This is a genomic window from Denitratisoma sp. (genome assembly GCA_032027165.1).
GTDB lineage: Bacteria > Pseudomonadota > Gammaproteobacteria > Burkholderiales > Rhodocyclaceae > Desulfobacillus.
Genome location: JAVSMO010000001.1, coordinates 194,416 through 217,605, shown reverse-complemented (window position 1 = coordinate 217,605; position 23,190 = coordinate 194,416). Strand labels below are relative to the sequence as shown.

Here is a 23,190-nt window from a genome sequence, read left to right as displayed (position 1 = left end):
CGCGGTTCAACGCATCCGCGGCAGGCCGTGCCGAAGCAGCATCCTCAGCTTGTGGGGCATCAATACGAAAGCCGAGAAAAAGTCAGCCGCTGCGGCACGGCGCCGCTGCCTGATCCTGCGCCGATAGTCGATCAGCACACGGCGTCTGGAAAGGGTCGCTGCAAGCGCGGGAAGATAGATTTCCGAAAGGTATCGTCCATCCAGCCTCAGCAAAGTGAGCGCCACGCCTTCGAGCAACAGCAAGAACAGGTGCAGCGGCAGCAGCAGCGGCAGGACGGCCGCCGGACACGTCATTGCCATGACGAACGTCCTGTTCCGCTCCGACAGCGCACGCCGCCTGAATGTCGATGCCAGGACGCCGCCTCGCACCTTGCCGCCGCCGAAGCTGGCACCGACGCCATGCCTGTAGCCCGCCGTGCCGAACGCACGCACGGGATGGCCCTCCAGCCGCGCACGGCAGCACAGGTAGAGATCCTCGCCGATGGAGCCGAACCACTCCGGAAAGCCGCCCAGTTCATCCCACAGCCGCTTCGGAATCCACAGGCAGGCGCCGGCAACCATGCCCACGTTTTCGCGTTGCGGATCGCGATTGGGCACCGCATTGAAAAACGGATCGAGCAGGCTGCCGATGTCCAGAAGTTCTCCGCTGTCGGCATCGTATTGCGCCAGTCCCAGGATGGCGGCCTGCTGCAGGCGCCGTGCTTCGTCCATCAGCACGGCCAGCGCGCCGGGAAGCAGGGCGGCGTCGTTGTTGAGCAGCAGCAGGTATTCGCCGCGCGCCGCGGCGGCCATGCGGTTGTTGGCGACGCAGAAGCCGACGTTCTCCCGGCTGGTGATCAGGCGCACGTCCGGATGCCGCGCGGCGATGTACACGGCGGAGCCGTCGGTCGAGGCATCGTCATGCACGATGATTTCGACTGGAAAGCCGCAGTCCTGGCCCTTGACCGATTCGATGCAGGCGTCGATCAGCCCGATGCCGTTGAAGTTGGGGATGCAGACGGAGATGAAGGCCATCAGTCCAGATAGAAACCCGCGATTCCCTGCCGCCTGAACCTGTCGTGCAGCGACATGGAATTGATGTGCGCCGGGGCGCCGTGGGCATAGACGGGGATGCCAATTCCGGCCAGCAGTTTGTGGTGCTCTGAAAAAAAGCGCATCGGCACGGTCAGGGCATGCGGCTTGTTCGGCATCGCGGCGATACGCCTGACCAGCAGCCCGGGGTCATTCACGTCCATCTTGTAGATGGTCAGGATGATTTTCCTGAAGCCAAGCCCGGCCAGCGACTCGACATCCTCGATGGAGTAGGCCTGCGGTACGAGGCGCTTGAACAGCTTGGTGTCCTTGAGGGCGCGCGCCATCCGCATCAGGTCGTACTTGGTGTCCGTGACGATCACCATCTTCGGGTACTTGGTCAGCAATGTTTCCAGAAAGGGAATCGTTATGGCCGAGTAGCGTCCGTCGATGGCCGTCGGGCCGGCCGCGTTCAGGCGGCTGCTGGTGAATTCGGCATAGGACGGCGGCTGACTTCCCGCGTAGGCCGTCTGTTTTTTCCAGGTGTGCCAGTCGTGCGTTCCCACCCAAACGCCGTCCCGGGTCGGTGAGAAGTCCACTTCGAATACCCGGACGCCGGCCTTGAGATTCGCCAGAACGGCTTCCTCGCTGTTGGTATAGGGGTTGCCGTCGATGCCGCCGCCGGCATGGGCGATGAACAGGCAGCAGCGCGGATTGTCGATGTCGTGGTGGTAGGTCACCCCGGCAAGGGATGGGGGGCCGGCAAGGCAAGCCGCCAGGCCGAAGGCCGTCGCGAAGCGGGCCGGCATTGGCCGCCTGCCGGAACTGCCGCGGTCGCGCCCGGCAATAAGACCGATCATGATCCAACCCCCGTCAAGCGCATGATCTCCTCAGGAGAAAAGGTCGCCTTGTCGCGGACGATCAACTGGGTCCTGAAACGGTCTCCCCGGCCGGCAAACAGGCAGAAGGTTCCGGCCGGCAGCCGTGGATCCCTGCTGGCGCATTCGGCGATCAGCAGGAACCCCTTGTCGGGACTGTTCTGGGCCACGAAATCTCCGGCGGAAACGAGGTAGGGAAACTTGATGGTCGTTTGCATGTCCTGGTCGAAGGCGATGAACGCGGGAACGGCGAAATCCCGCCCGTCGATGCTCACCCTTCTGCCTTGCGCATCGACCTCGAGCCGGCTTCGGATCTTCGGAAAAGCCCAGAACCGCGCGAGCGGCGCCATCCATTCGCCGAGCCGGCCCAGTATATATTTCCTGCGCTCCGCGGTCGGAGGGTCCGCTATGAGCAGGCTGCTGCCCAGCCCCAGCCGGGAACCATGGCCCATGAAGTCGAGGATGGTCGGCGCCACGTCCAGCATCGAGCCCGCGGTATCGAACTTCCGTGACACGGCGCCTGGATCGATGACCATGAAAAGATTGCGCCGCGAACCGCGTTCGAGGAGGTCGTGGGCCGAGTTGCGCATGGCCAGGTGGTCCGAGGCGATCACGATGAGCGTATGCCGGCCCGCTTCGGAGCGCCGGATCCGGTCGACGAATTCGGCGAGGAGCCGGTCCGTGCAGTGCGCGGCATTCAGGATCGGATTCCCGCCGTCGCCGTAGCGCATTCCGCGGCAAGCCGCGGAAAGATGGCCGTCCGGATGATGGGTGTCGAGCGTCAGCATGAACAGTCCGAAGCGCTCCCGTGTCCTCGACAGGTTGGAGAACCGGTCAAGGGCCAGTTCAAGTAATTCGTCGTCGTACAGCCCCCAGGCGCTCGCGTAGGCGGGATCCCGCTGCCGGCTCCTCAACTCATCCAGCCCGGATATCTCGTCGAAGCGGTGGGTCTGATAGAACTTGCCCTTGCCTGCGAAACGCAGCCGGGCGCCGCCGATGTAGGCGAGATGGTAGCCGTCCTCCTTCAACAGGTCGCCAAGGCATTGGGCGGCCGGCAGATAGCTGTCCAGCCCGGACATGGAGTTGCCGTGCGAAGGCGTAAACAGCGGGATGCCGCACTGGCTGGCGACCATGCCCGCTATGGTCCAGCCCGTGCCAGGCGCCTGGATGACGTTGGTAAAGGTGGCGGCCTCCGATTCCAGCGCACGGAGACGCGGCATCAGGCCCGGGAAAATCGCTTCGTCGAAGTAGGTCCGTTCCAGGCTCTCCGCGTAGATGAACACCAGGTTCTTGCGCCGGCCGGCGGCCGGGTTAGCCGCCGCCCTTGCATAGTGGCGTTCGAAGTCCTCCTGCAGCTCGCGATCGCGCCGCTGCTCATCCCCGGATGCGTAGGCGGCGGTGCTGCCCGCTGTTGCCGCCGGCAGCATCCTGGCGATGTCGCCGGTCGCCGGATGCAGCATCAGGGAGCCTGCGGCAAGCGCCAACGAAAGCACCGTGCCGCGCCCGGGTACGCCAGCCGGAGCGGTCGCCGGTTTGCGCCTGTGGGACAGCAGCAGAATGGCCAGCCCCGACAGGAGCGCAAGCAGGGCGAAACCGGCCAAGGCCGCATACTCGGAAAAGCCCGCGCCGGACAGGCCGTAGCGGAGATGGTACACAACGGCCTCGTTGATGCCGTCGCCGGTAAAGTAATCCGAGACGAAATACAGCAGCAACAGCAGCAGCGACGCCAGCGCGAGGGCAGCGATGACGAGCCAGGTGCCGAGGCGCCCGCCGCTCCTGCCGTGGAGCCAGATGCCCGCAAGAAGCAGCGCCAGCGAGACCGCGCTCTGAAAGGCGGGGCTAGTCATTCGTGTCGCCGCGCCATGCCGGCATCAGGGCAGCCGCATAGCGCTGCGCCACCCCGGCCCAGTCGAAACGCGCCACCACCCGTCGCCGCGCCTCTTCCGCCATCGCCTGCGCCGACCGGGGATCGGCCAGCAGTTCGACCACGACGCGGGCCATGTCCGCGACGTCTCCGGGTCGGAACAGGCGCCCGCTCCGCCCATCCTCGACCATGTCGCGTAGCGCCGGCAAGTCGCTCGCCGCGACGGGACATCCGCAGCCCATGGCCTCCGCCAGCACCAGTCCGAACCCTTCCTCGAGAGAGGGCAGCACGAGGAGCGATGCGCGTCGGTACAACTCTGCCAACTGCGCGTGGGCAAGCGGCCCGGCGAACGTCACGCGTGCTCCGACGCCCAGGCTCCGGGCCAGGCTGGCCAGGCGATCCGCTTCTGGCCCGCTGCCGACCACGGTCAGCGTCGCCCGGGGATAGCGCCCACCCAGTTCAGCAAGGGCGCGCATCAGGAGATCCGCACCCTTGGCGGGCACCAAGCGCCCGACAAAGAGCAGGGTTGCCTCCTGCCGTCGCTCCCGGCCCGGCACGAACAGCCCGTTCAAATCCACCCCCATCGGAATCACGTCGAGCTTGGCGGGCGGGCACCCCTCCTCGGCGAGGCTCAGGCGCAGGGGCTGGCTGACGGCAACGACGCGATCGCAGCGCGCCATCGCCCAGCGCCTGACCCTGGCCCACAGGGCGCCTCGCAAAGCCGAAACGTCGCTGCCATGCACAGTGCAGACCGCGCGCGGCCGCAGACCGCTGAGGCGCAGGGCCGCCGCCAACACGATTCCCTGCGGCACGATCCAGTGGGCATGCACCGCCGCCGGCCTATCGCGCCGCAACGCAATCAGCAGGGCCGCCAGCTGGGCCAGGAAAAACGGCGGCAGCATCAGATACAGCAGCGGGTTCCGCCGCAGATTGGCCATGATCCCGCCCTCGTAGGCCAGCCTTTCCCAGCGTTCGGGCCCATAGCGGAAACGAACCACGCGCACGCCGGCGATGATTTCCGCTGTCCGCGCACCGGGTGCATGCGGCGCCAGCACCGTAACATCGAATCGCTCGGCCAGACGGCGGCACAGGTCGAACACGAAAGCCGGTTCCGCGTCGCCTTCCCGGCGCGGAAAGGTCGATGTCAGTACCAGAATCCGGCCGCGGCCTTCAGGGTTTTCCTTGGTCACTGTCCTTGTAGGTCAGCATCGTGATCTGCTCCGACACCAGCCCGATCAGGAACACCAGCACGGAGGTGATGAACAGCAGGGCGCTCATGTTGGTGAAGCGATGCGACGTCAGATAAGTGTATGTGTAATAGCCCAGTCCCGTCGCGAAGAAAGCCCCTGAAATCGGCAGGAACAGCTTCAGCGGCGAATACAGCGTGCCTATCTTGATGATGATCAGAATGAAGCGGATGCCGTCGCGCAGGGGGCGGATGTGGCTGCGGCCGATGCGTGTCGGCATGCTGACCGGCACGTAGGCGACGCCGAAGCCGGCGCGGAAGAAGCTCATCGTGCAGGTCGTCGGATAAGAAAAGCTGTTCGGCAAAAGGTAGAGGAAGCGGCGGAAGCGCTCCGCGCGCACCGCGCGAAACCCGGAGGTGAGGTCGTCCACGCGATGGTTGACCATCCAGCTCGCCAGCCAGTTGAAGACAGCATTGGCGAACCCCCGGTGCGCACCGGCGTGATCCTGCATGCCCCGTGCGCCGACCGCCATGTCGTAGCCCTCCTCCAGCTTCGCCAGCAGTCGGGGGATGTCCTCGGGCCGATGCTGGCCATCGGCATCCATGAACACCAGGATGTCGCCCGTCGCGGCGCGCGCACCCGTCTTCACTGCGGCGCCGTTGCCCTTCGGATAGGGATGGGAGATGACCTGCGCACCGCATCCCGTCGCTATCGCCGGCGTCCCGTCGGTGGAGCCGTCGTCGACGACGATCATTTCCGCCTCCGGCAGCAGGCGTCGGATCTCCTCGAGCAACGGCCCCAAGGCGGCAGCCTCATTTCGGGCGGGCATGATCAGGCTGAGTTTCAAATTTCCTCTCCGGTCAGGCGCTTCTGTGATTATGTCATTCTCCTCGGAAAGACCTCCATTCCGGCCGGCGGGCCCGCATCGCCGTCCCGTCGCCACTGACTTTTGCGCAATCGCTTCCGCTGCCGCAAGCCCTCAGCCGGCTCGTTCTCCCGATGTGCCGCCTCCCTTGCCGCCGAGATACGACTGCCACATCTCATGCAGGGCCGTTTCGAGATTGGCTGCGAAGCGCGGCGCATCGAACAGGGGCGAAGCCAGCACCTGATCCCGCAACCCGGCGCGCAGCTGCGCCAAGCGGTCAAGGTCGGATGTCAAAGCCACAGCCTTTTCGACGTACTCCGCCTCGTCATGGGCAACCCAGTCTTGAAGGCCAGCGCAGGTCAGCAAGCTTGCGCCCTGGCGGGCAAGCAAGGTGTTTCCGGCCAGCGTCAGTGTCGGCACCCCCATCCACAACGCCTCGCAGGTCGTCGTCCCGCCGGGATAGGGGAAGGTGTCGAGTATCACGTCGATTTCGTCATGCGCCGCGAGATACTCCTCCCTGAAGACAGGTCCGCTGATCTTCACCCTCTCGGAAGCGATGCCGGCCCGGGTAAACCGCTTCAGCAGGACCTCCTGCGCGGCGGGATCGTCCATCTGCTTGCAGCGCAACCGCAGCCGGGCTTGCGGCAAGGCCTTGAAGATGCGGCCCCAGACGGCGAGCACGCCGTCATTGAGCTTGGACAGGTTCTGGAAACAGCCGAAGGTAAGGTAGCCGTTGCGCCTGGCCGGCAGCATTGCCGGCCTCAGCTTCTCGACTGCCGTCGGCGGCGTGAAGCAAAGCCGGGTGTCCGGCAAATACCAGATCTTTTCCGTGAAATGCGCCTGATGGGGTTCCGGTACGGAGATTCTGTCTGCCAGCAGGTAATCCATTCCGGGCACGCCTGTCGAGGCGAAGTATCCCAGCCAGGTCACCTGTAGCGGTGCGGGCTTCCAGGCAAATACCGGCAAGCGGTTATGGGAAGTGTGTCCCGACAGATCGATCAGGATGTGGATGCCGTCATCGAGGATCCTTCGGGCTGCCGCTTCGTCGCCGAGATTGTCGATGGGATGCCAGGCCGAAAAACAGGGCTTGATGCGAGCGGTCAGGTCATCCTCCTCGGCAACGGTGGGATAGGCCACGAGTTCAAGCCTTGGGGATTTCAGGTGTGCAAGAACGCTTTCCAGGAAATAGCCTACGGGATGGCTCAGGAAGTCGGCCGAAACCATGCCGACACGCAAGACCTGCGCAGCGGGGTCGGCGGTCCAGCGCTGGTAGGGCCTCCTGGCTTTCGCCATCACCATCTCGCCATAGCGCCTGGCTTCGGCGAGGTACAGCTCCGGCGTGAAGTCGCTTTGGTAGCTTCGGGCAAACAGCAGGCAATCTACCGCCTCGACCCCAACCGCATCCGGATCGAGGGCGAGCGCTTTCCGATACCATGCTATCGATTCCTCGTAGCGCCCCAACTCCATCAGCGCCTTGCCGATATTGGAATGAACCTCGGCATAGTCGGGGCGCAACGCAAGGGCCTTTTCATAGCAGGCGATTGCCCGCTCGAATTGCTTTTCATGCATGCGCAGGTTGCCCAGGTAGTAGTGAAAGTCCGCATTGTTCGGGTTGAGCGATAGCCCCTTTTCAATAGTCTTTTCTGCGGTCTCATAGTGGCCGCCCCTGTACAGCGCGCGGCACAGGTCGCGATAGGCGACTTCAAATGCCGGGTTGAGTTCAATGGCCTTGCTAAAGCATTCGATGGCTGTCTCGACATTGCCCTGCTCCTCGGCAATGGTGCCCAGTATGTAAAAGGCGTCCTCCAGTTCCGGATTGATCTGAATGGCCTGCCTGAGGGAGCGTTCAGCATCGTCATAAAGCCTCTGCTCACGCAAGACGAATCCAAGATTGAGGTGTGCTTCGGCATAACGCGGATTGATCGATATCGCCTGCCTGTAGCAGTCTGCCGCCTTTCCCAGCTCACCTTTGGAAAGCAGCTGGTTCCCGCGTCTTCTCAGATTCGCGCTCTCGATGGCCGGATCCGGATTCGCGGACCGATGCGGGTCGGGCTCGGCGGTAAACTCCTCCGAGAGCTTCAACAGAGCGACGTCCACGGCATTCGGCTGGTTCTTGAAAGCAACCGCAGTAATTTCCAGATTGCCGGTACGGGTGAATATGAACGGAAAGCCCGCCTTCCGCACGGCTGCGGCTAGCGATTTTCTTGTGAATCCGGTTTTATGGGCGAAGAAGTCATTGCCGCTTCTGGCGATCTCGGTTCTCAATCCGTAGATGACATCCATGACGGCAATCGGGCCGGCTGGGGACTGATAGAGCACGTCTTCGATATCGAGCCCGTCGCGAACCACGCTGCGCATCAGTTCTGCCATGTCCGGGACGCGTATATAAGCAAAGCCTTCGTCCTTCAGGACGTGCAGGAATCCTGCAAGCACCCTCGACACGTCATGATGGAAATAATGCTCCAGATTGTGCGAGCAATATACGGAGTCGTATGCGGATCCCTTCAGGGTCGCCAGGTTGCGCGCATCGCAAACCACATCCGGGCGGACGGCTGGATCGATGTCCAGCATGAAATGCTGCCACCCGTTGTACAGCTCGGGTATTTGAATTTCCTTGCTGTTGCCACCGACGTTCAAGACTTTCCTCGTTCGCGGCGACTCACTGGTGGCGGAGTCTATCGGCTGGTCCGGCGAACGCCTCGGGGGTACAGTGGTTTTCTTGAAATAACTGAACATGGCCATTCCGATGAGATAGTTACCAACCCCCCGGATAACGACATGCAAATTCCATATCCGCCGTATAAGGAAGGGATTTCAGCAAGATTCGCTCCTGTCCGCAATAAGCAGATCTAGCTCAGTCCTCAGCAACTCGACGACGCTTCCCCAATCGTTGTGCGCAGGCTGCCTGAACAGCCGCACGGACGGGTACCAGGGGCTATTCGGGCGGTTGATGAACCAGCGCCAGTCCGGCACGTAAGACAGCATTATCCAAGCAGGTTTCCCAAGTGCACCGGCCAGATGGGCCACCGAGGTGTCAACGGCAATCAGCAAATCCAGATTCTCGAGAATCGCTGCCGTCTCGCTGAAATCCGTCAGTTGCTGGGAAAGGTCGGTCACATTGGGCATTGACCGCAGCAGCGTCCTGTCGTGCTCCCGCACCTCCTTCACCAAGGCGAAGAAATGATGGCGCGAGCCAGATATCAGGGGAGCCAGTACCTTCAGGGTCATCGAGCGGTTCATGTCGTTCGACTGCCCGGTATTGCCGGACCAGACGAGGCCGATGCGCGGAGAACGGTATTGCTTCATTTGGCCGGCCCAGTACGTGACGCGATCCGACGGCGCTGAAATATAGCGGTTCATAGCGGGGATCGTGGCAACTACCGTCTTGAACGCCAGGGGGAGGCTCATCAGGGGGCACTGGTACTCAAATGGCGGCAGGGGCTCGCCTCTCGCAAGAACCTTATCCATGCCCGGGTACGCTGACAGCAGCGACTTGAGCGGTGCCTGCACTTCCAGGATGACCTTGGCGCCCAGTGCCGCAACCTGTGCTGCATAACGCACGAACTGGAGCGTATCGCCGAAACCTTTTTCGGCGTACAAAAGGATGGTCTTTCCGCGAATATCCGCGTCGCCCAGCCACAAAGGCTGCGTAAAGTCGCGCGGCTGTTCCTCCTTCGCCAGCTTCCAGCGATATTCATAGCCCGGAAGGCCTCTTTGCAAGTCGCCCGTCAGCAGCGACAGCATCGTCTGGTGCCATCTGGATGCCGGGTAATCGGGGGAAACCGTCAGCGCCCGTTCGTAGCAGGACATCGCCTCATCGAACCTGCCCTGATCCTTCAAGACGTCGCCCAGATTGTGATGGGCCGCAACCAAGTCGGGCTTGCATGCAATGGCAGCCTGATAGCAGACCTCGGCTTCGGACAATCGTCCCTGATTCAGCAGCAAATTTCCGAGATTGAAATGCGCGGCGTAGAAATCGGGCTTGAGCTTGATCGCCTCCCGATAGCAGGCCTCCGCCTGGCCGGCATGGCCGCGCTTCCGGTAGAGCGTACCCAGGTTCGAATGCAACTCCGCATAATCCGGAAGCAGCGAAGCGGCAGCCCTGAAAGCGATGATTGCCGCGTCGAGATCGCCCTGCCCGGAAAGCACTTCCCCCATGTCCAAATGCGCTTGAGCGTAATCCGGCCTGAGTACAGTGGCATGACGGTAACTCGCGATCGCCTCCAGCAGGCGACCTTGAGCCCTCAGCGCAGAGCCGAGCAAGTAGTGGGCTTCTGCGACACCTGCATCCGCCTTGAGGGCGCGCCGACAGCATGCCTCCGCCTGCCTCGGCTGGCCTTCGGAAAGCAGGCGGTAGGCCTGTTGTACCTCCTCGTCCACCCGATAGGCAGTCATAACAGGCGCCTCTTGTCCTGTTGCAGGCTCGCTGCTGCCTTTGCTCAGAAAAACCTTCCTGAACCACTTGAACATCGAATCACCCAAGTACTTCCCGCTGGATGCAGCGCTATCGCAAGGCAAACATGAGGTCCTTGGTCATCACATCGACAAGCTCAGTATCGTGACCCATGTCATGCAATTTCCACTTGAAGGCATTACCCAGTTTCGCCTTTTGATACGCATTCAACTTATGCGCGGCATTGAACTGCCGGGCCTTCAGCAAAAGCTGCGCCACGAGTTTCTGCTGCTTATCCGCAATCTTTTGATTGCTCGCCTTCGCATTGAGTCTGGATTGCTTGTCATAGAAGTCGGCAAGGCCGTGCCCGAAATCGACTGCCGCCTTTGCATCGAACCAACTCAGGATCATGCATGCGCTCCCAAGGCCTATTCATAAAATGCAGCCGCCACTGCAAAATGAAATTCTACTGATTCCCGCTCCAGCGCCGGAACGGCTATTTGCCGACGCAGGCGACACCAGCCTGTGTGCTGTCGAGGCAACGCCTCAATTCGGCCATCAATTCCCTTTCGGCACGTTTCAAGGGCAGCTTCTCCACCTTGGCCAGAATCTCCAGGGCTTCTGCCCGACGGCCCAGGAGAATGGCCAGTTGCGCCCGCTTAAGGCGGTTGCCGGAATTATACGGGGCAAGAGCCAGGGCGCGCTCCAGTGCGATCTGGGCGGCAGGCAGATCGCGCGCACCCAGCACCAGGTAATCCGCCAGCCATGAGTGCATGTCGACACGGTGATGCGGGGCGGCGGTCGGGTTGTCCAGCGCAGCGACAAAAAGTTGCTCCACATCCGCTCGTTTGAGACAGAGGGTGCCCGAGATCGAGAGGTCCTTCAACTGGAGCAATACCCCGCTGTCGCCCGGGCCGAACGGCGTGTTGCGCAAGCGGCGGGCCAATTCCGCAACCCAGCCTGTTTCAGCCGGTATCCCGGCGCGGCAGTTCAGATAAATGAGCCCGAGCAAACCGAGCTTGAAGCCGGGATTCAGCTCGCCTGCCCGCTCGAAATGCGCCCTTGCGAACGAATAGGCCGGAGAATCGGTCTGCATCGCCTCGAGTTGCGAAGCCAGTACGCGCCCCGCATCGTACTGGGCCCGCGGCGACCCTCTATGATGCTGCGCCTCGATTTGCGTGCGCAGGAGTTCTCCGCTGAACTGGTGTGCCCGCAATGCGGTAACGAATGGCAGGTAGAGCAGCACCGCCACGGCCAGCGTGAGGCCGAGCGTCCTGCGTGGCCCGGGTGCCGCCAACAGGCGGCTCAGTCCATAGACGCCAGCCAGCAGGATGCCGAGCAGCGGCAGGTAGTTGCGATGCTCGTGAGCGATTTCCAGCGGCAAGAGGGTGGACTCCAGCGCATGGCCGACAAAGAACCAGGCAATGCCGAAAGACGCAAGCGGCGCCCGCGAACGGAGCCGCCAGGCCAGCCAGGCCAGGCCGACCAGGCCCACCCACGCCGGCAGCGTCGTCCAGGGCGTAAGCAAGCCGGTCGAGAGGGCGATGTCGTCGTGGTAGAGTCCTAACGCTTCCAGGCGCGGCAGGGCAACGAGCCCGATGTAGAACCACAGCACGCGCCCTTCCGTAAGCATCCGTTCGAAAGGGGAAAAGTCGCGAACCGCATAGCCCGCCCACAGCCATCGGCCGGAAGGCAGCGCCAGGTAGATCGCTGCCCCGAGCAAAGTCAGCCCAGCCAGTACGGCGAAGACGCGCGCGAAGCCGTCCAGACTGCCGCGTTCATTGCGCCGCAGGATCAGCTCCCAAGCCAGCACGAAGAACGGGAAAAGCGCACCGCTTTCCTTGCTGAAAAACGATAAGGGCCACAGCACGCCCCAGGCCAATATGAGAAGGGTTGCGCCGCCGCGGCCACCACGCTCGCGCGCGACCACATGAGATAGCAGGGCAGCCAGGAGAAACAGGGCCGACAGGCTGGTCATGCGCTGCACGACGTGCAGGACCGGCGTAAGTTGCAGCGGATGCAACAGCCAGATCACGGCCACAACGCCGGCAAACACCATTGCCTTGGGGACGCGCGACGCCGCGTAGAGGCGCAGGCTCAACAGGAAAACCAGCACCCCGCAGGCGGCATGGATGGCGAGGTTGGTCGCCTTGAAGGCGATGGGCTCGAAGCCGCTGAAATGGTAATTGAGGGCGAAGCTCAACTGGGCGACGGGACGGCCCGAGGGGCCGGAGCGTCCGCTGGCGAATGCTTCGCGCAGAGAACCTGCGTCGAGACGATCGAGGCGAACGCCTTCGGCATACAGAATGCTCGGCTCGTCATCGAAGAAAAAGCCGCCCTGCAGCCCCGGTGCGTAAAGCGCCGCCAGAAGCGTACAGACAACGAACGTCGCAAGCGCGGCAAGGGCTGAAGTTCGCACGGGGAGGCAGAAAGAAAAAGCCCCCTGGGATCGCCAGGGGGCCTCTCGTCAGACCGGATCGATCAGAAGTCCTTGCAGGAACCCGGCAGGTACTTCGAGTTGATCGTGCCCTTGCCGCACAGCCAGCCCACTGCGCCGGTCGTCGAAGTGCCAGAGGCACGGAGAATCAGGGTGGTATTTCTCGCTGCGCCCAAACCGGCAACGTCCTTGAGCGTCACGACGATATCGCCTGAATTATCGTCGGTATACGTCCAACCCACGCTTGCCACCCACTGCGAATCCTGCGTCTGCACGTTCATCGAGGCAGCGCTGGGCAGCATCCGGCCGGCATTCGCATAGACTTCGGAAACGGCGGTACGCGCCGACGAAGCGGCGATCAGACCTTCCGAAACCTTGGCGCGAACCGTGTAGTCCTGATAGGCCGGCAGTGCAACGGCGGCCAAGATGCCGATGATCGCGACCACGATCATCAGTTCGATCAGGGTAAAGCCTTTTTGAATCGTCTTCATGAAGTTCTCCTTCTGCAGTTGGAAAGTATGGCAGGGATCTTATGACGCTCCCGACACACGTGGGATTTTACGCAATAGTCGTGCCAGATGGGGTAATGATTTAATGCTTTGTTTTATTTAAGATGAATGCTTGAGAGGTGCATGGACATGAATTGCAAGGGCAGGAAGTGACGCCCCGCGTCACTTCTGCTGCTAAGCAGCATTCCGTGCTTGGTAGCCTGGAATTTTCGATTCATCCACTTCGTCGATCTGTTCCGGGTCGAGGAATTGCTCAGCGTACTTCAGATACACCTTTTGCCGCACGAAGACATCGAAAAGATCCGGATCGATGTGGCCGTTGAGCTTGAAGTTGCCGAGAATCTCCAGCGATTCGGATAGCGTCTTGCCGCGCTTGTAGGGCCGGTCGCGGGCAGTCAGGGCCTCGAAGATGTCGGCAATGCCCATGACGCGGGCCTGCACGCTCATCTGCTCGCGGGTGAGCCCTTTCGGGTAGCCTTTGCCGTCCATGCGTTCGTGGTGGCCGCCGGCGTATTCCGGGACGTTTTTCAGGTGCTTGGGCCAAGGCAACTGCTCGAGCATCTTGTTGGTGGCGACGATGTGGTAATTGATCGTCTCGCGTTCCTTCTGCGTCAGCGTGCCGGCGCGAATGTTGAGGTTCTCCAGTTCGTCATCGGTGAGGAAGTTGGCGGATTTGCCACCGACGTCCATCCAGCGGTAGCCGGTCCCGATCTTCTTCACGCGCTCCTGGGCTTCCGGCGTCATCAGCTCCGAGCCGATGTTCGCCTGACGCAGGAACTCGCGGTCGGCGTCGATCTGGCGCAGATGGCGCACGAGGTCCTCTTCGAGCATGGCCTCCGCACGCGAATCGTGGGAATCGCGAAGGTTCAGCTTGGCCTTGAGCATGGCGATCTGCGCATCGCGCTTGAGCACCTCGAAGCGGGTATCGACCAGGTGGATGCGATCGAAAAGCGTCTGCAGCTTGGTGGCCTTGTCGACCACATGCACCGGCGTCGTCACCTTGCCGCAATCATGCAGCAGTCCGGCAATCTTCAGTTCGTAGCGGTCCTTGTCCGACATGCCGAAGTCGGCAAGCGGCCCGGTTTTAGTCTCGTTCACCGCTTCGGCCAGCATCATGGTGAGCACCGGCACGCGCTCGCAATGGCCGCCCGTATAGGGTGATTTCTCGTCGATCGCCACGTTGATCAACTGGATGAAGGATTCGAACAGCTGCTCCAACTGCGTGATGAGCTGGCGGTTGGTCAGGGCAATGGCCGCCTGCGAGGCAAGCGATTCGGCCAGCTGCTGGTCGGCGGCCGAGAACGGCACGACCCGCTTCGTGTCCGGGTCAATCGAGTTGATCAGTTGCAGCACGCCGATCACCGCGTTCTCGTGGTTCTTCATCGGCACCGTCAGGAACGACTGCGAGCGGTAGCCGGTGCGCTCGTCGAATTTGCGCGTGCCGGAGAAATCGAAGCCCTCCGCCTGGTAGGCGTCGTCGATGTTGACGGTCTTCTGGTGGATGGCGGCGTAGGCGGCCACCATCGAGTTGTTCTCTTCGCCGCTCTCGGTGCGCAACGGCAACGGCGGGAAGGGGATGGGGTTGCCCGAGGTGCCGCCCAGGGCGATCTTCAGGCTGTCGTTGCGCATGATCTCGAAACGCAGGCTGGCCTCGCCCTCGGTCATGCGGTAGAGGGTACCGCCGTCGGCGTGGGTGATGTTTTTGGCAGCGACCAGAATGTTCTCGAGCAACCTGCCGATATCCCGCTCGTGGGAGAGGGCAGCGCCGATCTCGTTGAGCTGCTCGAACCGCCGAAAGAGGTCCTCGATGGTGTCCACGGCGCTTACTTGATGCAAACCGCCCGAACCTGCTTCATGTCGGTGATGCCCTGCAGCACCTTCTCGATGCCATCCTGCTTCAGGGTACGCATGCCGTCCTCCAGGGCGCAGGCGACCAGCTCGGCAACCCGAGCATGCTCCTGGATCAGCTTCTTGGCATTATCCGTTCCCACCATCAGTTCGTGCAAACCGACTCGCCCCTTGTAGCCGGTGTTGTTGCATTTTTCGCAGCCCTTCGGTTTGTAGAGCTTGAACTGTCCCTTGTCGTCGGCATAATTCTTCACCCATTCCTTGTACACCGTCTCGTAGCCTGCCTTGGCATCCTTCTTGAAGGTGCTGGTGTTGAGCAGTTCCTCGCAGTACTCGGTGAGCAGGCTCTTCATTTCCTCCCCTGAGGGGGTGTAGGCCTCCTTGCATTCTCCGCACAAGCGCTTGCCCAGGCGCTGCGCCAGGATGCCGAGCAGGGCGTCGGCAAAGTTGAAGGGGTCCATGCCCATGTCGAGCAGGCGGGTGATCGATTCGGGCGCGCTGTTGGTGTGCAGCGTGGCGAACACCAGGTGGCCGGTCAGCGACGCCTCGATGCCGATGGAGACGGTCTCCTTGTCGCGCATCTCGCCAACCATGATGATGTCCGGGTCGGCACGCAGAAAGGCGCGCATGATGGTGGCGAAATCCAGTCCGGCCTTGCGGTTGATCTGGACCTGCCGCAGCCCTTTCTGCGTGATCTCGACCGGGTCTTCTGCCGTCCATATCTTCGTGTCCGGCGTATTCAGGTGTTTCAGAACGGAATGCAGCGTGGTTGTCTTTCCCGAACCGGTCGGACCGCAGACGAAGAACAGTCCATAGGGCTTCTCGACTACGCTCTTCAACCGCTCCAGGTTGTGTGGCAGGATGCCGAGCTTCTCGAGCGGGATCGGTTCCCCGGCGGCGAGGATGCGCATGACCACATCCTCGACGCCGCCGGCCGATGGAATCGTCGCAACGCGCAGTTCGATATCGAGCGGACCGAACTTCTTGAACTTGATCTTGCCGTCCTGGGGCTTGCGACGCTCGGATATATCCAGATCGCACATGATCTTGATGCGCGCTGCCAGGGCATTGCGGTAGCTTGCCGGAATCTCGATGTAGTTCGCCAGCGAGCCGTCCTTGCGGAAGCGGATGATGGTCTTGTCCTTGCCCGGCCGCGGCTCGATATGAATATCCGATGCGCCCTGATTGTAGGCATCGATGATGATCTTGTTGACGAGCTTGACCAGTTCGTTGTCCGCTGCCGCAGAAAGGTCTTCTCCGGTCAGCTCGCCACCGCCCTCCTCCCCTTCGTCCATGCCGGAAAGAAGATCGCCAACCGAGCCATAATCGGCGGCGGCGCCATAGAACTGGTCGAGCGTCTGCTTGAATTCCTGGATGGTGGTGACGCGGAAGACCAGCTTGTTCTTCGGAAAGACGTTGTTGACGATGCGTGAGCTTTTGACCTGCTCGGGATCCATCGTCAGGATGACGACGCCTTCCTTCGTTTCCTCGATCGGCAACCACTGGTTTTCCTCGACGTAATCCCGCTTGAGGTTTTTCAGCAGATCCATCGGCTTGATGCGATCGCCCTTGAAGGGTTCATAGGGCACGCCGAAGAACTTTGACAGCGCGGAGCCGATCGCCGCCTGCTTGACCTGGAATTCATGCTGCAAAACCTCTTCGATATCCATGCCCTTGCGCCGCGCAGAACGCGTGGCAAGATCAAACTCGGCAGCCGAAAGCACGGCATCGGCGACCAGATGGTCATATTTCGATTTGACGACATGCGCCGGCTTCTGGCGCTGGGTGAATGCAATGGCCAGCGTTTCGCACAGTCCTTTTACTCCCTCCTCTGCCACTTGGGAGAAAGGCGCTCCGGACTTGTTGTTGATGAGCTGGACCACCCCGAGCAACTCACCGCTTTGCGCGTCGGTAATCGGGGCCACCAACATCTGCTTGGTGCGGTAGCCGGTACGCTTATCCACCTCCTGCAGGAAGCGCAGGCTGGGTGTGTGCGACTTCAGTTCCGCCTCGTCGTAGACGTCGCTGATATTGGCCAGCTTTTTCGACAGCGCAACGAAGCCGGCGATGCTCTGGTCGGCGATCGGCAGCCGCAGGTCCTTGAAGGAATTGAGGCCGGTCTTGACCTTGGAGACGATGGATGACTTGTCCTCGCTGATCGAGTAAATGGTCAGCCGATCCGCGTTGAACAACGTACAGATATCCTGCGACAACTCGAGCATGATCTCGTCGATGTTGGCCGTCGCATGGATCTTGTTGGTGACTGTCTGGAGGTTCTTGAAGAAAGACAGGCGGCTGGCGACATCGCCCCCGCCTCCAGAATCCTGAGTCGAACCAAGCACCGCACTCATACCAGATTTCCCTTCTGAGCCATTGGGATGCGTGCCTTATGCAGCACTGCCGCGAAGACCGCCTTCGAGCAGATAAGTCTTATAGCCACGCTGGGAGAGCAGAAATGCTGCCGCCGAACTGCGTCGCCCACTCTGACAGTAGGCAATATACTCCTTCTGGCGGTCGAGAGAGCCGAACAGGTTGCGTATCTCGTTGAGCGGAATGTTGATCGCCCCCGGCAGCTTGTCGGTGTTGTATTCGGCAGCAAAGCGGACGTCCAGCCAGATTGCTCCGGCAGCCGCTTTCTTGTCCGCTTCCGGACGCGAAATGCGATGCATCAGGGGCTCTTTCAGCAACTCGATGAAATCCGCCTTCGCCAGCCTCAACAGAACGCCATCGGTTTTCATTGCAACCGTCGCATTTCGCTTGGTGTTTGCCACCAAGGCTTCCTCCCCGAAGGCATCGCCGGTCTTCAACTCGGCCAGTCCGACGGTGGCGCCCCCAATCTGGCGGGACACCGTGCAACGCCCGCTTTCGATGACGTAATAGAAGTCTCCATCCTCCCCTTCTCTGATGACCACTTCGCCGCGCGCCACCTTGATGCGGTGAAAACGTGCGAACAGCGCCTCTATGTTGGCCGGCGGCAGACTGGCAAATATGCCGTGCGTCAGGTTCTCTGCCGCAAACATGCCGGACATCGTGCGCCAATCCGTACGATCCGCCGCATCCGGGGTTTTCTTCGCGCCAGCTGTGGCCTGCGGGGCGGCCAGCTGGTCCCACGTCAGCATGATATCGAGCAGTTCCTCGTCGATTCGGATCAACTCGACGTCCGTAATCGCCTTGGCGCCCGTAAATGCGGGTTTTCGTTTGTCCAGCGGACGAACGGCTGCCTCTGTCCCGCCGACCAGGATTTCGGAGCTTGAATCCGGATAATCAATCTTCAATTCGCCCTTGACGAGATAGACAGCCTGCCCCTGCATGCCCTGCAGCCGGAACGGGTCGAGATTCCGGCTGATTTTTTCTGCATAGCACATGCGGGATATCTCGCGAAGGCTGTCCGGCGACAGCGCCCCCAGCGGCTCGAGCCGCCTCAATACGTCCGTGGAAATGGATTGCATGCTCATTCGCGAGCCCTTACAGCTCAAACACCTGGTTGTTCTGCAACATGCGCGGCCTGTATTCTCCGATGAACTCCTCGATTTCCTGCATGGTCAGCTCGATCTGCCCGGGCTTGAGGTGAGTGATGTAGATATCCGCCTCGCGCTGGAGTTTCAGCAGTTCCTCCCGAAGCATATCGGGGCATAGATGCTTCGAGGCGACGGCAAGTTGCCGCTCGCGGTTGGAAAAGGCGGTTTCGATGATGAGGTAGCGCAGGTTGCGGATCTTGTTCACGACCTTCCACAACTCATCGCACACCGTTGTGTCGCCGCTGAACACCAGACTGCCCTCGCCGGAATCGATCCGATAGCCCACCGCGGGTACGGTGTGATTGGCCGGAAGCGGGGTGATCTCGCGCCCTTCCACCTTCACCGTCTTGCCGGTCTTCAGTTCAGCATAGCGCATGAACGGTTTCTCGCGGTTGGGGATTTCCGAGAAGTCAGGCCAGATGGCCCAGTTGAAGATGTGCGCCTGGATGATTTCCAGCGTGGCCTGGGTGGCATGCACCGTCAGCGGTTTGTTGCGCATGTCGCCCACGGTGTCGACCATGAACGGCAAACAGGCAACATGGTCGAGGTGCGAATGGGTGAGGAAAACGTGATCGATCAAAGCCAGTTCGGCCAGCGACAGATCACCCACACCGGTTCCTGCGTCAATTAGGATGTCGTGGTCGACAAGCAGCGAAGTAGTGCGCAGATGGCGCCCGCCAATCCCGCCGCTGCAGCCGAGAACTCTGACCTTCATTTCTTTATCTCTTACGTTACTTGGTCTCGAACTTCCACACGCCTTTCCATCCCGGCTCGGGCGGTTCCCTGCGCAGATGGGTAATCCGTTCCATATACTTGCCGTACAGTGCCCGTCCGGGCGCCAGCCGCGACAAGTTCAACAGCGCCACCTCCGCCTGATCCCATTCCTGGGCGCGGTAGTGGCGCAAGGCCTGGTTCCATAGCTTGATCTCTTCCTGTGTTGCCTTGTCTACCTCGCCTTCAAGGCCGATCGGCTCATAGATGGCAACCGGCTCTTCCTTGCCCTTCACCTGCACCCGGTCCACCTCCCGGAAGACGATGTCCTTGATGGCCTTGCGCGCAGTCTCGCCCACCAGAATGCCGACTCCGTACTGCTTGGTGATGCCCTCAAGCCGCGAACCGAGGTTTACCGCATCGCCCATGACAGTATAAGCCTTGCGCACGGCCGACCCCATGTCGCCCACGGTCATGTCGCCCGTGTTGACGCCGACGCCAATCTTGATTTCGGGCCAGCCCTTTGCGGCAAACGTCTTGTTGACCGCAGGCAGGGCGGCCTGCATTTGCATCGCCGTGACGACGGCATGGCGGGCATGCTGCGCATCGCTCACCGGAGCGCCCCAGAAGGCCATGATGGCGTCCCCGATATATTTGTCCAGGGTACCTCTGTTCCTGCGCACCACTTCGGTCATGGCCGACAGGTACTCGTTCATCAGGCGGGTCAGTTCGTCCGGCCCGAGCCCCTCGGATATCGTTGTAAATCCACGAATGTCCGAGAACAGCACGGTCAGCTCGGCCTTGCGGCCTTCCATGCTATAGGACTCGGGATTGCGGCTCATTTCCTCCACCAGTTCCGGTGGCACGTACTGTCCGAACAACTCGGTGAACTGCCGCTTCGTCCGCGACTCGACGAAATAGCCGTACGACATGTTGAGCGCGTATAAAGTCAGTACCAGCAGCACGGCGGAGGCGAGCGGCAGCACCAGGTTGCCGTACTCCCAGAAGACGAGGTTCACCGTCAGGATGAACAGCAACAGCACAATGGATGCAAGGGTTGCCCGTAGCGGCGATAGCAGCGGCAGCAACAGCACCATCACGAGGCCGGCCAGCAGAAGTAGAATCACTTCGGCCCCCAGCACATAGGACGGCTTATGCTTGATTGCCCCGTCAAGCATGCCTGTGATCAGGTTGGCATGAATTTCCACCCCGGGATAAGCCTCCCCTACGGGAGTGGCGCGCAGGTCGAGCAGGCCCGGCGCAGTCGTGCCGATCAGAGCAATCTTGCCTTTGAGCTCGCCCGGCTTGATCCGGTCCGCCATGATGTCGGCAATCGAATAGTATCGATAACTGCCCTGGTAGCCGCGATAGGGAATCAGGGCGGCAACGTTTTCATCCACCGGGACGCGCAGCGTGCCGCGCGCGGTCGGCAGGTCGATGGCTTCCATGCCCTGGTAGCTCTTGCTGGAAAACCAGCGGTCATCAGGAAACCAGGGCACCACCTTCGGCTGGCCGATCAGAGCCCGCACCATGGCCAGCGACAACGCTTCATAGTATTCGCCCTTGAATTCGGCCAAGAGGGGAACTCGACGCGAGATGCCATCGAAGTCGACCAGGGGATTGAAGTGCCCTCCGGAAAGGGCCGCTTTCTGGAACTCGGCCAGATTGCCACCGTAATTGGTCCAGATGGTGAAGGGAATGCTTCGCCCCGTGAAGCTGCCTTCGGGCAATACGGGCGGAGGCAATGCGCCGCTGGACACGCCGTCGCTTCGCCCCGAAAGGTAATAGCCGAGAATCACCGGACGTCCCCTGAGCGTTTCCACAAAACGCCCGTCATGATCCAGCTGCGGTCGGAGTTCCTTGAGCGCTGCCTGGAATTGCGTGCTGTCCTTGAGATCCCCCTTGGCCAGCCCTTCAAGCGCCTTCAAGCCGGAACTGTCATCCGGCTCGGCGAAGACGACGTCAAAGCCGAGAATGGCGACCCCATGCTGATCGAACAGTTTCCTGACGAGCTGCGAAACCCGATCCCGCCCCCAGGGCCAGCGGCCGATCTCTCCGAGGGATTTCTCATCGATATCGAGAATGACGACACGATCATCCATGCCCTTAGGCATGGTAAGGCGCACCTTGGTGTCATAGATGATGGCGTCGAGCCGGTTGATGAAGCCGAGCTCGTAGAAACGCGCCGCGTGGCCTAGCAGAACAAGCAATACCACGAACCCCAGTGCGTACCTGACGATGTACTGCTTCAAAACCGCCCCCTCCCGAACTGTCCCGCATTAAGCAAGCCTGACGTCCAACTCATGGTGGCGGTTTCAAAACTGCATGCAGCCGGGATACTGCATCCAAGATTGTGTCGCCGGACTCAGCTCTTGAGGAAGAACTCCATTTTGATGCCGGCCAGCTCAATGACGTCATGATCCTTCAATTCGCGCGGATGGGCATCCAGCGTAGTGCCATTGACGACCGGGAAGTTGGCCCCTTCGACATGGGTGATGAAGTAGCCGTGCGGGCGGCGGGTGATGACAGCCACCTGAACGCCCGGTTTGCCCAAGGTGGTGAGATTCTTGGTCAACTCCAGTTCCTTCCCTGCATTGGCGCCTGTCAGGATCTGGATGGCCCCGGTCGGCATCGCCTGCGGGGCGGGCGCCGCTGCCGGAGGAGCCCCCTGGGCAGGCGGCGCCATGCCGGCATGGGTATCCAGGGCCTTCATGCCGACCTGTGTATCGCTCATCGAGGATGACTTGGCAGCCGTCTGCTCCGCCGTCTTCTTCATCAGGTCGGGCCGCAGCACCATCGTTTTCTCGAAATCCGCAGCCGTCGTCTGCGTGGGCGTCTCGTTAATGTATTTGAGCTTGTATTTGCCCAATTCGACGACGTCGTTGTTCTGCAGAAAATGCTTTTTGATGGGCTGGCCATTCACGTAAGTGCCATTGGTGCTGTTCAAGTCCTCAAGAAACGAATCATTGAGGATCGTGACGATCACCGAATGTTCGCCGCTGATGGCCAGATTGTCGATCTGGATATCGTTATGCGGCTTGCGCCCGATCGTCGTCCGCTCTTTGGTGAGCGGAATTTCCTTGAGCACCAGGCCATCCATGCTTAGGATCAACTTAGCAGCCATGTTGCGTCCTTCTCGTCAATTCACTTGAACCATTGCAGCAGTCGCGCCCACCAGCCGCGCGCCGCCGGATATTCGCGCGTAATGCGCACCAGCACTACCGAAACATTGTCCCGCCCCCCGCTATCGTTCGCCGTCTGAATCAGCTGCGTCGCCGCCAGATCGAGGTTGGCTGACAGCGCCTGCAGGGTGAGGGCGATCTCCTCGTCCTCGACCATGTCATTGAGCCCGTCGGAGCACAACAGGTATAGGTCTCCCGGCATCGTATCGTAATCGCGGATCTCCGGCTCGACCGTCGGGTCTACACCCAGCGCCCGGGTAACCAGGTTCTTGTTCTGCGAATGGCGCGCCTCCTCCAGTGTAATCATGCCGCTGTCTATCTGCTCCTGCAACAGGGAATGATCGCGCGTGATCGCCTGGAATTCGCCCCCGCGCAAGCGATAGAGCCGGGAGTCGCCGATATGCGCGACCGTCATCATGTTGTCGTAGAACAGGGCAACCACCAGGGTCGTGCCCATGCCGGCATACTGAGGCTGACTCTGTGCCGCTTGGTAGATCGCCGTGTTGGCACGGGCGATTTCTGCCTCAAGGACGGTGTGGGAATACAGCTTGCCGGCGGCGTCGAGCTGGTGGGGCTCCGTCTTCGCGAAGGCCTTCTCGATTTCACTGCCCAACAGGGTGGTCGCCATGCCGCTTGCGACCTCGCCAGCGTTATACCCCCCCATCCCGTCGGCCAGGATGGCCAAGCCGCAGGCGGCATTCGCGAAGACGGCGTCCTCATTGTGCGAGCGCACCATGCCGGCATCCGAGCGGCTGACGATTTGCAGAACCTGGCTGAGATCCATCAT

At 61.2% G+C, this 23,190-nt stretch carries 17 protein-coding genes; all 17 read right to left on the bottom strand.

Annotated elements, in window-relative coordinates; translation table 11 throughout:
- Nucleotides 1–6: 6 nt before the first annotated feature.
- Nucleotides 7–1,014, bottom strand: coding sequence for a glycosyltransferase (locus ROZ00_01095; protein ID MDT3734805.1), 1,008 nt, complete (start codon nucleotides 1,012–1,014; stop codon nucleotides 7–9).
- The gene (locus ROZ00_01090; GenBank protein MDT3734804.1) at nucleotides 1,014–1,871 is read right to left on the bottom strand and encodes a hypothetical protein; all 858 of its coding nucleotides are present in this window, start codon (nucleotides 1,869–1,871) and stop codon (nucleotides 1,014–1,016) included. Before ROZ00_01090 ends, ROZ00_01095 begins: the two co-directional genes overlap by 1 nt.
- Nucleotides 1,868–3,736 carry a sulfatase-like hydrolase/transferase gene (locus tag ROZ00_01085; protein MDT3734803.1) on the bottom strand — a complete coding sequence of 623 codons (1,869 nt, stop codon included), beginning with the start codon at nucleotides 3,734–3,736 and terminating at the stop codon, nucleotides 1,868–1,870. Before ROZ00_01085 ends, ROZ00_01090 begins: the two co-directional genes overlap by 4 nt.
- Nucleotides 3,729–4,943, bottom strand: coding sequence for a glycosyltransferase (locus ROZ00_01080; protein MDT3734802.1), 1,215 nt, complete (start codon nucleotides 4,941–4,943; stop codon nucleotides 3,729–3,731). Before ROZ00_01080 ends, ROZ00_01085 begins: the two co-directional genes overlap by 8 nt.
- Nucleotides 4,924–5,787, bottom strand: a complete 864-nt coding sequence (locus ROZ00_01075) for a glycosyltransferase family 2 protein (protein MDT3734801.1) — start codon at nucleotides 5,785–5,787, stop codon at nucleotides 4,924–4,926. The genes ROZ00_01080 and ROZ00_01075 overlap by 20 nt, the downstream gene beginning before the upstream one ends.
- Nucleotides 5,788–5,919: 132 nt before the next feature.
- Complete coding sequence (locus ROZ00_01070; protein MDT3734800.1) at nucleotides 5,920–8,442, bottom strand: tetratricopeptide repeat protein; 2,523 nt, start codon at nucleotides 8,440–8,442, stop codon at nucleotides 5,920–5,922.
- 177 nt (nucleotides 8,443–8,619) lie between these two features.
- Nucleotides 8,620–10,275, bottom strand: coding sequence for a tetratricopeptide repeat protein (locus ROZ00_01065; GenBank protein ID MDT3734799.1), 1,656 nt, complete (start codon nucleotides 10,273–10,275; stop codon nucleotides 8,620–8,622).
- Between the two features lie 34 nt (nucleotides 10,276–10,309).
- The gene (locus ROZ00_01060) at nucleotides 10,310–10,609 is read right to left on the bottom strand and encodes a hypothetical protein (GenBank protein ID MDT3734798.1); all 300 of its coding nucleotides are present in this window, start codon (nucleotides 10,607–10,609) and stop codon (nucleotides 10,310–10,312) included.
- Nucleotides 10,610–10,694: 85 nt separating this feature from the next.
- A complete protein-coding gene (locus ROZ00_01055; GenBank protein MDT3734797.1) occupies nucleotides 10,695–12,617 on the bottom strand; it encodes a pilus assembly protein PilF in 1,923 nt (640 codons plus the stop codon).
- A gap of 62 nt (nucleotides 12,618–12,679) precedes the next feature.
- A complete protein-coding gene (locus ROZ00_01050) occupies nucleotides 12,680–13,126 on the bottom strand; it encodes a pilin (GenBank protein MDT3734796.1) in 447 nt (148 codons plus the stop codon).
- 192 nt (nucleotides 13,127–13,318) lie between these two features.
- Nucleotides 13,319–14,962 (bottom strand): HD domain-containing phosphohydrolase, encoded by a 1,644-nt coding sequence (locus ROZ00_01045; GenBank protein ID MDT3734795.1) that lies wholly within the window; start codon nucleotides 14,960–14,962, stop codon nucleotides 13,319–13,321.
- Between the two features lie 5 nt (nucleotides 14,963–14,967).
- Nucleotides 14,968–17,343: a GspE/PulE family protein gene (locus ROZ00_01040; GenBank protein ID MDT3734794.1), complete on the bottom strand. Its 2,376-nt coding sequence runs from the start codon at nucleotides 17,341–17,343 to the stop codon at nucleotides 14,968–14,970.
- A 36-nt stretch (nucleotides 17,344–17,379) separates the two neighbouring features.
- On the bottom strand, nucleotides 17,380–18,447 hold the full coding sequence (locus ROZ00_01035; protein MDT3734793.1) for a cyclic nucleotide-binding domain-containing protein: 1,068 nt from the start codon (nucleotides 18,445–18,447) through the stop codon (nucleotides 17,380–17,382).
- Nucleotides 18,448–18,457: 10 nt separating this feature from the next.
- Nucleotides 18,458–19,225: a 3',5'-cyclic-nucleotide phosphodiesterase gene (locus ROZ00_01030; protein ID MDT3734792.1), complete on the bottom strand. Its 768-nt coding sequence runs from the start codon at nucleotides 19,223–19,225 to the stop codon at nucleotides 18,458–18,460.
- Nucleotides 19,226–19,241: 16 nt separating this feature from the next.
- Nucleotides 19,242–21,473, bottom strand: coding sequence for an adenylate/guanylate cyclase domain-containing protein (locus tag ROZ00_01025; GenBank protein MDT3734791.1), 2,232 nt, complete (start codon nucleotides 21,471–21,473; stop codon nucleotides 19,242–19,244).
- Nucleotides 21,474–21,586: 113 nt separating this feature from the next.
- On the bottom strand, nucleotides 21,587–22,345 hold the full coding sequence (locus ROZ00_01020) for an FHA domain-containing protein (GenBank protein ID MDT3734790.1): 759 nt from the start codon (nucleotides 22,343–22,345) through the stop codon (nucleotides 21,587–21,589).
- A gap of 20 nt (nucleotides 22,346–22,365) precedes the next feature.
- Nucleotides 22,366–23,187 (bottom strand): Stp1/IreP family PP2C-type Ser/Thr phosphatase, encoded by an 822-nt coding sequence (locus tag ROZ00_01015; GenBank protein ID MDT3734789.1) that lies wholly within the window; start codon nucleotides 23,185–23,187, stop codon nucleotides 22,366–22,368.
- Between the last annotated feature and the right edge of the window lie 3 nt (nucleotides 23,188–23,190).

Excerpts from the sequence above, each read along its gene's own strand:
- ROZ00_01015 (MDT3734789.1), bottom strand. The coding sequence starts at position 23,187 with ATGGATCTCAGCCAGGTTCTGCAAATCGTCAGCCGCTCGGATGCCGGC.
- ROZ00_01065 (MDT3734799.1), bottom strand. The coding sequence starts at position 10,275 with ATGTTCAAGTGGTTCAGGAAGGTTTTTCTGAGCAAAGGCAGCAGCGAG.
- ROZ00_01035 (MDT3734793.1), bottom strand. The coding sequence starts at position 18,447 with ATGAGCATGCAATCCATTTCCACGGACGTATTGAGGCGGCTCGAGCCG.
- ROZ00_01085 (MDT3734803.1), bottom strand. The coding sequence starts at position 3,736 with ATGACTAGCCCCGCCTTTCAGAGCGCGGTCTCGCTGGCGCTGCTTCTT.
- ROZ00_01030 (MDT3734792.1), bottom strand. The coding sequence starts at position 19,225 with ATGAAGGTCAGAGTTCTCGGCTGCAGCGGCGGGATTGGCGGGCGCCAT.
- ROZ00_01050 (MDT3734796.1), bottom strand. The coding sequence starts at position 13,126 with ATGAAGACGATTCAAAAAGGCTTTACCCTGATCGAACTGATGATCGTG.
- ROZ00_01020 (MDT3734790.1), bottom strand. The coding sequence starts at position 22,345 with ATGGCTGCTAAGTTGATCCTAAGCATGGATGGCCTGGTGCTCAAGGAA.
- ROZ00_01060 (MDT3734798.1), bottom strand. The coding sequence starts at position 10,609 with ATGATCCTGAGTTGGTTCGATGCAAAGGCGGCAGTCGATTTCGGGCAC.
- ROZ00_01095 (MDT3734805.1), bottom strand. The coding sequence starts at position 1,014 with ATGGCCTTCATCTCCGTCTGCATCCCCAACTTCAACGGCATCGGGCTG.
- ROZ00_01090 (MDT3734804.1), bottom strand. The coding sequence starts at position 1,871 with ATGATCGGTCTTATTGCCGGGCGCGACCGCGGCAGTTCCGGCAGGCGG.
- ROZ00_01040 (MDT3734794.1), bottom strand. The coding sequence starts at position 17,343 with ATGAGTGCGGTGCTTGGTTCGACTCAGGATTCTGGAGGCGGGGGCGAT.